At 64.3% G+C, this 9,264-nt stretch carries 13 protein-coding genes; 7 read left to right on the forward strand and 6 right to left on the reverse strand.

What is annotated here, in order from left to right:
* The 3 genes from HY852_RS20195 to HY852_RS20205 all read left to right on the forward strand — a co-directional run.
* A partial coding sequence (locus HY852_RS20195) for a flagellin (RefSeq protein ID WP_291606580.1) occupies window positions 1-889 on the forward strand: 889 nt, incomplete at its 5' end.
* A gap of 287 nt (window positions 890-1,176) precedes the next feature.
* On the forward strand, window positions 1,177-1,545 hold the full coding sequence (gene flaF, locus HY852_RS20200; protein ID WP_291606581.1) for a flagellar biosynthesis regulator FlaF: 369 nt from the start codon (window positions 1,177-1,179) through the stop codon (window positions 1,543-1,545).
* Between the two features lie 12 nt (window positions 1,546-1,557).
* Window positions 1,558-1,926 (forward strand): hypothetical protein, encoded by a 369-nt coding sequence (locus HY852_RS20205; RefSeq protein WP_291606582.1) that lies wholly within the window; start codon window positions 1,558-1,560, stop codon window positions 1,924-1,926.
* Between the two features lie 13 nt (window positions 1,927-1,939).
* Here HY852_RS20205 and HY852_RS20210 read toward each other — a convergent pair whose 3' ends face one another.
* The 4 genes from HY852_RS20210 to HY852_RS20225 form a co-directional block, all read right to left on the reverse strand.
* Entirely contained in the window at window positions 1,940-2,302 is a 363-nt protein-coding gene (locus tag HY852_RS20210; RefSeq protein WP_291606583.1) for a flagellar protein FlaG, read from the reverse strand.
* Between the two features lie 163 nt (window positions 2,303-2,465).
* Window positions 2,466-2,954, reverse strand: a complete 489-nt coding sequence (locus HY852_RS20215) for a hypothetical protein (RefSeq protein WP_291606584.1) — start codon at window positions 2,952-2,954, stop codon at window positions 2,466-2,468.
* A gap of 17 nt (window positions 2,955-2,971) precedes the next feature.
* The gene (gene flgJ / locus HY852_RS20220; protein WP_291606585.1) at window positions 2,972-3,322 is read right to left on the reverse strand and encodes a flagellar assembly peptidoglycan hydrolase FlgJ; all 351 of its coding nucleotides are present in this window, start codon (window positions 3,320-3,322) and stop codon (window positions 2,972-2,974) included.
* Window positions 3,322-4,446, reverse strand: coding sequence for a flagellar basal body P-ring protein FlgI (locus HY852_RS20225; RefSeq protein WP_291606586.1), 1,125 nt, complete (start codon window positions 4,444-4,446; stop codon window positions 3,322-3,324). The genes flgJ and HY852_RS20225 overlap by 1 nt, the downstream gene beginning before the upstream one ends.
* 263 nt (window positions 4,447-4,709) lie before the next feature.
* Between HY852_RS20225 and HY852_RS20230 the strand changes: the two genes are divergently transcribed.
* Entirely contained in the window at window positions 4,710-5,123 is a 414-nt protein-coding gene (locus HY852_RS20230) for a flagellar assembly protein FliX (protein WP_291606587.1), read from the forward strand.
* A gap of 175 nt (window positions 5,124-5,298) precedes the next feature.
* Here the strand turns inward: HY852_RS20230 and HY852_RS20235 are convergent, their stop codons facing one another.
* Window positions 5,299-5,673, reverse strand: coding sequence for a helix-turn-helix domain-containing protein (locus HY852_RS20235; protein WP_291606588.1), 375 nt, complete (start codon window positions 5,671-5,673; stop codon window positions 5,299-5,301).
* A gap of 138 nt (window positions 5,674-5,811) precedes the next feature.
* Between HY852_RS20235 and HY852_RS20240 the strand changes: the two genes are divergently transcribed.
* From HY852_RS20240 to HY852_RS20250, 3 genes are all read left to right on the forward strand, one after another.
* Window positions 5,812-6,423: an NAD(P)-dependent oxidoreductase gene (locus HY852_RS20240; RefSeq protein WP_291606589.1), complete on the forward strand. Its 612-nt coding sequence runs from the start codon at window positions 5,812-5,814 to the stop codon at window positions 6,421-6,423.
* 411 nt (window positions 6,424-6,834) lie between these two features.
* On the forward strand, window positions 6,835-7,200 hold the full coding sequence (gene dksA / locus HY852_RS20245) for an RNA polymerase-binding protein DksA (protein WP_291606590.1): 366 nt from the start codon (window positions 6,835-6,837) through the stop codon (window positions 7,198-7,200).
* A gap of 345 nt (window positions 7,201-7,545) precedes the next feature.
* Window positions 7,546-8,325, forward strand: coding sequence for a fumarylacetoacetate hydrolase family protein (locus HY852_RS20250; RefSeq protein WP_291606591.1), 780 nt, complete (start codon window positions 7,546-7,548; stop codon window positions 8,323-8,325).
* 52 nt (window positions 8,326-8,377) lie between these two features.
* On the opposite strand, the gene HY852_RS20255 is transcribed toward HY852_RS20250, so the two are convergent.
* A complete protein-coding gene (locus HY852_RS20255) occupies window positions 8,378-8,752 on the reverse strand; it encodes a ClpXP protease specificity-enhancing factor SspB (RefSeq protein WP_291606592.1) in 375 nt (124 codons plus the stop codon).
* Window positions 8,753-9,264 lie beyond the last annotated feature (512 nt).

Consider the following 9,264-nt stretch of genomic DNA (forward strand, 5'->3'; position numbering starts at 1 on the left):
CGGCGTCAACGCCGATCTGACGCTCTCCGGTACCGCGCTTGCCAACTTCGGTCTGACCGCCAACACGTACAACCGCACCGGCGACACCCTGAGCTTCGCCTCGCTGGGCGGCGGTCTTGCCACCACCGTCACCTTCGGCGATGGCACCGGCGGCACGGTCAAGACGCTGAACGACCTCAACACGCTGCTCGCCGGCAACAACCTGTCCGCCTCGATCGACTCGACCGGCCACCTCACGGTATCGACGAGCAACGACTATGCATCGTACACGTTCCCGACGGTCGGTGGCACGGCGCAGAACGCTACCGATACCAACGGTGCGTTCCAGGCCGCGAAGGGCGCGATCACGGTTTCGACTCCGATCAAGGATCCAACCTCGCAGGCGCTGCGTCAGAACCTTGTCGTGCAGTACAACAACATCATGTCGCAGATCAACACCACGGCGCAGGACGCGTCGTTCAATGGCGTCAACCTGCTCAATGGTGATACGCTGAAGCTGGTGTTCAACGAAACCGGCAAGTCGACCCTGACCATCACCGGCGTGACCTTCAACGCCGGCGGCCTCGGCCTGTCGAACCTGGTCCAGGGCACCGACTTCATCGACAACGCGGCGACCAACCGCGTGTTGACGTCGCTGAGCAATGCGAGCAGCACGCTGCGTTCGCAGGCCTCAGCTCTGGGTTCGAACCTGTCGGTCGTGCAGATCCGCCAGGACTTCTCCAAGAACCTGATCAACGTGCTGCAGACCGGCTCGGCGAACCTGACGCTGGCCGACACCAACGAGGAAGCGGCGAACAGCCAGGCGCTCTCGACGCGCCAGTCGATCGCGGTCTCCGCGCTGGCGCTGGCCAACCAGTCGCAGCAGAGCGTGCTGCAGCTGTTGCGCTGAGTTGCAATCGGCGCTTTCGTGGCGATTACGGCGGGGCTTTATGCCCCGCTTTTCTTTTCACGTAGCGCGCTAAGACTCGCCTGGCTGAATTCATCGCGTCCAATTGCGCGAAAATTCGCATGGATATGATCGCATTCAGCTGCGCGCGAGAGGGATCCGCGGAGCCCCGTAGTAATGCGGAGGAAATGCCGCAATTGCACGTAAGCAAATGTTAAAATGTGCCGCTTAGGCTGGGAAAACAAATACTTAAGCTGGCGTGGCGTCCCACGAAATTCCCCGGGTGATGAATGTCGAATTCTGCTGCTACGGCCTACGCGCGTGTCGCAACTACCACTGCATCTCCCCGCGAAATCGAAGCGCAGGTGCTTCTCAAGGCAGCCAACAAGCTGCAGCAGGCAGTCGACAACGCCGATCCTATCAGCGACCAGACCAAGCAGGCGCTGTTGTACAATCGCAAGCTGTGGACGATCTTTCTGAGCGAGGCGATGCGCGACGAAAATCCGCAGCCGCTCGATGTACGGCAGAGGATCGCGAACATCAGCATGTTCGTGCTGACCCAGACCGCGGCGCTGCAGGTCAGCCCGCAGTTCGATCACTTCCGGCCCCTGATCGAGATCAACCGCAACATCGCGGCGGGACTTTCAGGGAAGCAGTAGCGGGGCTTCGTCATGGCCGACATCACGAGCATTCTGGCGAAGTCGTATCGCTCGAACGTTCTGTCGTCGGCGCAGAGCAACACCAAGTACGTACCGGTTGATCCGGGCCTCTATCAGGGCACGTGGACCGGGAAATACCCCGGCAACAAATCGTTCTCGATTTCCGTTTCGGATGTCAGCGGCTTCCGCGCCCAGGTCAGGTACCAGAGCGAGGGCACGGTGAAGTACCAGCAGGTGCTGATCAAGGACAATTCGTTCCGCTTCGGCGACACGAGGTTCACGCTGACCAAGGTCGGCAAGGCGGAGGTCAAGAACGTGGTGACCGATCCGGCGACCGGTTCGACCTATCTCGATAAGGCCGTCGCCACTCTCAACAAGTGATAGCCTTCAACGCTCACGCGCTGACGTCGGTCGACAGTGGGTGTGCCGCCTCGGACTTGCTGAGATCGAGTGCGTGGAAATAGGCGCGCACGCGCAGAACTGCTTCCTCGGGGAATTGCGTCACGACCTCGTCGGTCTTGTCGTTGACGACCTGGAAGACAAACGAGGCGGCTGCGTGGTCGAAGATGAACTGGCGCGAGACGTCCTCGCGGCTCTGATGCATATCGTTGCGGACGCCGGCGCCCGAATCAGGCGCGTTGACGCTCTGCGCTGGCGGCAGCTCAGTCGGAACGGAGTCGCTCGCCGCCGGGCTCGACGGTACGACGGTCGTGAGCGCCGGGGTCCCCACCGGCCTGATGCTGAAATCCGTACTCATGGCAGCCTCCTAGTGCCTTGCCTCGAGTAAAATCCCAACCCTCCTGAATGGACAAGTATGCCGTTGAACGTTGAACGTTCAGTTAGGGAACATGGCTAATCGCGCGCCGCAACCGGCGCGTCGATTTTGATAAAATTGTCGACAAACAGGAGCGCTGCTCCCTTCACAGCGAGCGGCTGACCGTGAGCGGCGTGACGTGCCGCGGCCCCGGCGCCGTGCGTCGACCGGCGGCGTTGTAGGTGTTCGGGACGTTGCGGCGCTGGATCTCGGCGTTGACGCCGCGCACCACGCTTTCGGAGACCGCGTGCGCGGTTGCGAGCACGGTCAGGTTGATCTGCAGCATGGCGCGAAACGCGTCATGATGACGGTGCAGCGTGCTGAGGAGCTCGGGCGCGGATTTCGCCAGATGGTCCTGGTTCGCCTTCAATTGCCCGACTGCGCCGACGTAGCGGCGCGACAATTCGGTCTTCTGCGGCTCGAGCGTGAGCGCCTCGCGCAGCTTGCCGGCGCGCACGAGCTCGGTTTCGCGGTCGATGAGGCCGAGCAGCGCGTTCATGGCGTCCATCAGGTTCTCGGCGAGCTTGCGGACCTCGCCGGGCGTTGCCGCGGCACGGGCCGGGGCCGCCGTCTGCCGTTGCGGGTTTGGGTGCATGTCCGTCGATTCCGTTTCTAGCGCGCGGCCTTCGCCTGTTGCAGGATGAGAGTGCGGTACACTTCGCTCGAGATGCCGACGCCGCCGGCCTGGGCAAAGGACTTCGAATATTGGTCGGTCAGCATCGAGCGCCACACGCCGGTGCCGGGCGTATCACCGAACGGGCCTTCGCCCTTCAGCCCCGTGGTCATCTGCGAGAACATCGCGTTGAGGAACATCGCCTCGAAGTCGGTCGCGGTCTTCTGGGCCTTCGCCTGTGCCTGCGGCGACACCTTCGTCAGCGCATTGGCGAGCTCGAAGTCGGGCCGGCCGTTCAGCATCTGCACGGCGAAATTGGACGAGGCGGAGTGGGCAGAGCCTGCTTGCATCACATCACCTCGATGTCGGCTTCGATCGCTCCCGCGGCCTTGATGGCCTGCAGAATGCTGATGAGATCGCGCGGGCCGATGCCGAGGCCGTTGAGGCCGTCGACGAGCTGCTGCAGCGAAACGCCGTCCTTCACCAGGGCGAATTTCTTGCCTTCTTCGGTGACGCCGACGCTGGTACGCGGGGTCACCACCGTCCGACCGCGCGACAGCGGGTTGGGCTGGCTCACCTGCGGCGTCTCGGCAATGGAGACGGTAAGGTTGCCTTGCGCCACTGCAACCGTGGCGACGCGGACGTCGCGGCCCATGACGATGATGCCGGAGCGCTCGTCGATGACGATCTTGGCGGCGAGGTCGGGATCGACCTGCAGCTGCTCGATCTCGGTGAGGAAGGCGACGACGTTGCCCTTGAATTCGCCGGGAATCGTAAGCTGCACCGTGGAGGGATCGATCGGCTCGGCCGTCTTGACGCCGAGATAGTCGTTGATCGCCGCGGCAATGCGCTTGGCGGTGGTGAAGTCGGAGTTGCGCAGCGCAAGGCGCACGTTCGGCAGCCGGTTGAGGGCGAAATCGATCTCGCGCTCGATGATGGCGCCGTTGGCGATGCGGCCGACCGTCGGCACGCCGCGGACGATCTTGGCGGCATCGCCCTCGGCCTGGAAGCCGGATATGGCGAGCGAGCCCTGCGCCACCGCGTAGACGTTGCCGTCGGCGCCTAACAGCGGCGTGACGAGCAGGGTGCCGCCCTGAAGGTTCTTGGCATCGCCGAGCGCCGACACCGTGACGTCCATGCGGGTGCCTTGCGTCGCGAAGGCGGGCAGGTTGCCGGTCACCATGACCGCGGCGACGTTTCCGGTACGGATGGTCTGGCCGCGGATGTTGACGCCCATGCGTTCCAGCATCGCCTGCAGCGATTGCTTGGTGAAGGGGATGTTGTTGAGCGTGTCGCCGGTGCCGTTGAGGCCGACCACGAGGCCGTAGCCGATCAGCTGGTTCTGCCGCACGCCTTCAATGTTGGCGAGGTCCTTGATGCGCGAGGTCGCGCCGGCGCAAGTGGCCGACAGCGCCAGCGCTGACAGCGCGGCGCAGGCTATTCCCAATCGGCGTGCCCAACGAAGGCTTCGCATTCCTTGCTCCCCAAGGGTGACTTCGGAGCCGCGCGCCACTCCCATGACGGCGGTCCGCCCCTTGCCATGCGAAGGGCGTGCCACGGGCATCGGAGCAAGTAGCCTGTTGAAACGGTTGCATAAATGTTTCCGGACCGCCTCCATCCCCTGTTCGCCGTGAGGGCCGAAACTGCCGGTCGGCGGCAGATTTTGCCGGCCTGTTTACGCATTGTTAACCATGAGGCGGCGAAGGTTGCGGCGCATCCAATCTGCAGGACCTTGACATGCGCATTTATGGACCGCACGGCACGACGTCCGGGACGACTGCATCCTCGACCAAGCGGACCAGCTCCAGCAGCTTCGTGTTGCCGGAGGCGACCTCGACCCAGGAGACACGCGCTGCGGTCGCACCGAAGGCTGCCGCCAACATCGATGCGCTGCTCGCGCTCCAGGGCATCGAGGAGGATCCGGCCGAGCGACGCCGCCGTGCCGTGCAGCGGGGCAGGGGCGCGCTTGACGTGCTCGACGACTTGAAGCTCAGGCTGCTCTCCGGCAATCTCGATGCGGCGACCCTGAGCCGCCTGCGCGATGCCGCCGCCCATCTCAAGGATTCCTCCGGCGATCCCGGCCTCGATGCGGTGCTGTCCGAGATCGAGCTGCGGGTCGAGGTCGAGCTCGCCAAGGCGGGACAGGCGTAGTCTCAGGTCCTTCATCGCAAGTCCATCACCGTCGACCCGGAAGGCGCAGCTGTATCCCCTCATCCTTGAGGAGCGGCGTCTTCGCCGTGTCTCGAAGGATGAAGGCCCGCCTTTGGCCTCATGGTTCGAGACGCGCCTTCGGCGCTCCTCACCATGAGGGTTGAAAGCGTGCTGCTCACGCCGCAGCGCGTTTGTGCTGGCTGTCGTAGCGGCGCTGCGCGGCGAGCACGTCCTTCAGATTCTGCTCCGCCCAGTCTCGCAACGGATCGACGGCCGCGGCCAGCGTCACCCCCAGCGGCGTGATCGAATACTCCACCGTCACCGGCACGGTCGGAATCGCGCGGCGCCTGATCAGCCCGTCGCGCTCCAGGCTCTTGAGAACCTGGCTGAGCATCTTCTGCGAAATGCCTTCAATGGTCCTGCGCAACTGATTGAAGCGAATGGGCTTCACGCGAAGCAGGATCAGGATCAACACCGCCCATTTGTCGCTGACCCGATCGAGGATCTGCCGCGTCGGGCAATCGGCCGAATAGACGTCCGGGGCTTTCATGTTTCGTCCTCTCGTTCGCGCTCGCGGTCCTGCCGGTTACCCCGGCGGTACCAGGTGAGCTTTAAGTGCGTTCTTTACACCAGCACTCTAGGCGATATCTAGTCACTTCTAGTTACTACATGCCAAAAGGAGAAGCTGATGAAAGTTGCTGTTGCCGGCGCCTCGGGTCGGGCCGGCTCGCGCATCGTGGCGGAACTTTCCCGCCGCGGGCACACCGTCACCGCCATCGCCCGCCATCCGGAGAAGATTGCCAGGCTGCCCAACGTGACTCCGGTGCAGGGCGAGGTGTTCGATCAGGCGGGCCTGGCCAGGCTGTGGGAGGGACACGACGTCGCCGTCAGTTCCATTCTCTTCCTGGCGAGCGATGCGCAGAAGCTGATCGGCGCCGCAAAGGACTCCAGGGTCGGCCGCTATCTCGTGGTCGGCGGCGCCGGGAGCCTTGAGGTCGCACCCGGCGTCCGCCTGGTGACGACGCCGAACTTCCCCGCCGAGTACAAGGCGGAGGCCGAGAAGGGCGGCGCCTTCCTCGACCTGTTGCGGCAGGAAAAGGAGCTCAACTGGACTTTCATCTCGCCCTCGGCGCTGTTCATCGACGGCGAGCGGACGGGCAAGTTCCGGGTCGGGGCCGACCAGCTGCTTGTCGACGCCAGCGGCAGGAGCTGGATCTCGTTCGAGGATTTCGCCGTGGCGCTGGTCGACGAGATCGAACGTCCGGCCCATCTCCGGTCCCGTTTCACGGTCGGCTACTAGATCGCAACTTGAGCTGCACCCGCCGCGGCGGTGTTCACCTCTCCCATTGGGAGAGGTCGCGCCGAAAGGCGCGGGTGTGGGGGTGCGCTTGCTCGTGGGACCTGAGCCCCTCACCCGATTTGCAGCCGCCGAGGCTGCGCGTCGGCGGAAGCACATCGACCTCTCCCCGATGGGGAGAGGTGAGGAGAAGGCCGTCCGCCATTGCGCCGCCGCCTCCGAGCCCTTGCGATTAACATGTGTGTACAAGGGCTTGCCGGCGGAGCTTCGGCCCCTACGGAAATATTGTGTGTCACATGGCGCCGCTATATAAGGCCCCGCGCGACGGACCCCTTCCGTCCGCCTTGCACGCAACAAGATGGGCTGGCCTTGGAAAAGTTGAAAAACTATCGACCGTCCGAAAAAGAGCCTTTCATGAACGACCGGCAGAAGGAGTACTTCCGCCTGAAACTCCTCTCGTGGAAGGAAGAGATCCTCAAGGAATCGAAACTGACGTTGCAGGCGCTGCAGGAGGAAAACGTCAATCTGCCCGATCTTGCCGACCGGGCCTCCTCGGAAACCGATCGCGCCATCGAGCTGCGCGCGCGCGATCGCCAGCGCAAGCTGATCGCCAAGATTGATGCTGCACTGCAGCGAATTGAGGACAACACCTACGGTTATTGCGAGGAGACCGGCGAGCCGATCTCGCTCAAGCGGCTGGAAGCAAGGCCGATCGCGACGCTGTCGGTGGAAGCCCAGGAGCGCCACGAGAAGCGCGAGAAGGTCTATCGGGACGAGTAGGGCGAAGGCCCGCCGGGCATCTTTCTGCATAACGGGCGCCCGGCGCGCCCGCGGCGGCCGGTCGCGGCGCCACTGCGCCACCGCCCCGCCGATCACATGCCGCGATGACGTGGAACCGGGCGCGGCCGGAAACTGAATCCGCATCAAGGCCATGAGCGGGATTTCCTGCGCGCTCGCGCGATGTGCCCGGCACCTGAGGTTCCAGTGCAGCCTGGGCCCGATTTCAGTTTGCATACCAAAGCGATCGACCTCAAACTTGCCGTGCCGCTTCGGCCATGCCGGCGCAGCGCCTGAAGGCGCGCGCCAGGCATCGCCATGCGCGCCAAACAAGGGGAGGTCCAGCCGATGGACAGGATCGTTGCGGCAGCCCAGGCGATCGCGGCCGCGCGCCGCAACCGCGCGCCGCTGGCTGCGCTCGAGACGCCGCCACGGGACGAGGCGGAGGGCTATCAGGTCCAGCGGGCCCTGCATGATCTCCTGTTGCCCGAGATGGGCGGGCTGGTCGGCTACAAGATCGGCTGCACCAGCGCGGTGATGCAGGACTATATCGGCATCCCGCATCCCTGCGCCGGCGGGGTGTTCGCCAAGGGCGTGCATGAGAGCGCCGTGCGGCTCGCCGCTGCCGACTATGTTCGCGTCGGCGTCGAATGCGAGATCGCGGTGCGGCTGAAGCGGGATCTTGCCCCGAGCGAAGCGCCGTTCACCGCCGAGTGGGTGGCGGAAGCCGTCGAGGCCTATCACCCGGCAATCGAGATCGTGGACGACCGTTATGTTCAGTGGCAGACGCTGGGCGCGCCGACGCTGATCGCCGACGACTTCTTTGCCGCGGGCTGCGTGCTGGGACCTGCGGTTGGGTATTCGAGCGCGCCGGATCTCGCCGCGGTGGTCGGCCGCGCCGTCGTCAACGGCAAGGAGGCCGGCCGCGGCACCGGCGCCGACGTGCTCGGTCATCCCCACAATCCGCTCGCCTGGCTCGCCAATCATCTCGCCGCCGACGGCCGTGGCCTGCATGCCGGACAGATTGTGCTGACCGGGAGTCTGGTGAAGACCGTGTGGTTGAAACCCGGAGACCGGGTTCTGATGCACTTGGAAGGCCTCGGCCGCGTCGAGGCGAGGTTCACCTGATGGTGCGTCACAGTCGCAAGCCGCACGCCGAGTGCGCGCCCTTGCTGATTCCTCAGACCCGGGTCTCACCCTCGCATTTCCGCACGGTCGTATCCCAAAACCCGGTGATGGCGGCGAAGGGGATGGTCAGGCGCGCGTAGCGGCGCTTGAACCACAGCCCGACCTCGAAACGATCGGCTTTGAGCGTGAGCCGGTCGAATTGGTACTGGAGGATCACGGTCATCTCCTCGGGAAACTGCGCGAGGAGATAGCCGGGCATCTTCACCCCGTCGGCCCTGGTTCTGAACTGGATATGGATCGGCCGCTCCTCGCCGGCGAGCCTGAGGGTTGCGGCCAGGTCCGCTCGCGGCGGCACCGCGCCGCACGGCTCGGCGCGCGCCGGGAAGGCGAGGGCGAGCAGCGCCAGGAGGAGGAAAAATCTCGTCATCATTTTACGTCCGGCCCTTATCCGTGCCGTTGCCTCGTGCCTTCGTGGCGGTTGTGGCCCGTGAGGTTCAATGCTGGTCACTCCACCACCGTCATTCCCGGCACGACGACTGAGAATGTGGCGCACGTCAGCTTCCGCAGCGTCATTGCGAGGAGCGTGAGGTCCGAAGCAATCTAGTGCTTCCGCAGTCAGAGTCTTGGATTGCTTCGCTTCGCTCTCAATGATGCTGGGTCTCAATTCCTCATCCTGAGCAGCGTGTTTGCGCGCGTCTCGAAGGATGAAGCCCCACTGCTTGAATACGCGCCGGATTCGGCAACAGCCGGGCCTCGCCCTTCGAGACGCCGCGCTCACGCGCGGCTCCTCAGAGGGTGTGAATCTTTTGAGGTTGCGACGTTCCAACCCTCATGGTGAGGAGCGCCGAAGGCGCGTCTCGAACCATGAGGCCCGGACCCGGGCCTTCATCCTTCGAGACGCTTGCTTCGCAAGCTCCTCAGGATGAGGAGATACGGCTC

Origin of the sequence: Bradyrhizobium sp. (genome assembly GCF_016213215.1) — a bacterium.
Lineage (GTDB): Bacteria > Pseudomonadota > Alphaproteobacteria > Rhizobiales > Xanthobacteraceae > Bradyrhizobium.

Excerpts from the sequence above, each read along its gene's own strand:
- HY852_RS20205 (WP_291606582.1), top strand. The coding sequence starts at position 1,558 with ATGGCCGACATCACGAGCATTCTGGCGAAGTCGTATCGCTCGAACGTT.
- dksA (WP_291606590.1), top strand. The coding sequence starts at position 6,835 with ATGAACGACCGGCAGAAGGAGTACTTCCGCCTGAAACTCCTCTCGTGG.
- HY852_RS20235 (WP_291606588.1), bottom strand. The coding sequence starts at position 5,673 with ATGAAAGCCCCGGACGTCTATTCGGCCGATTGCCCGACGCGGCAGATC.
- HY852_RS20230 (WP_291606587.1), top strand. The coding sequence starts at position 4,710 with ATGCGCATTTATGGACCGCACGGCACGACGTCCGGGACGACTGCATCC.
- HY852_RS20255 (WP_291606592.1), bottom strand. The coding sequence starts at position 8,752 with ATGACGAGATTTTTCCTCCTCCTGGCGCTGCTCGCCCTCGCCTTCCCG.
- flgJ (WP_291606585.1), bottom strand. The coding sequence starts at position 3,322 with ATGCAAGCAGGCTCTGCCCACTCCGCCTCGTCCAATTTCGCCGTGCAG.
- HY852_RS20215 (WP_291606584.1), bottom strand. The coding sequence starts at position 2,954 with ATGCACCCAAACCCGCAACGGCAGACGGCGGCCCCGGCCCGTGCCGCG.
- HY852_RS20210 (WP_291606583.1), bottom strand. The coding sequence starts at position 2,302 with ATGAGTACGGATTTCAGCATCAGGCCGGTGGGGACCCCGGCGCTCACG.
- flaF (WP_291606581.1), top strand. The coding sequence starts at position 1,177 with ATGTCGAATTCTGCTGCTACGGCCTACGCGCGTGTCGCAACTACCACT.
- HY852_RS20240 (WP_291606589.1), top strand. The coding sequence starts at position 5,812 with ATGAAAGTTGCTGTTGCCGGCGCCTCGGGTCGGGCCGGCTCGCGCATC.
- HY852_RS20225 (WP_291606586.1), bottom strand. The coding sequence starts at position 4,446 with ATGCGAAGCCTTCGTTGGGCACGCCGATTGGGAATAGCCTGCGCCGCG.
- HY852_RS20250 (WP_291606591.1), top strand. The coding sequence starts at position 7,546 with ATGGACAGGATCGTTGCGGCAGCCCAGGCGATCGCGGCCGCGCGCCGC.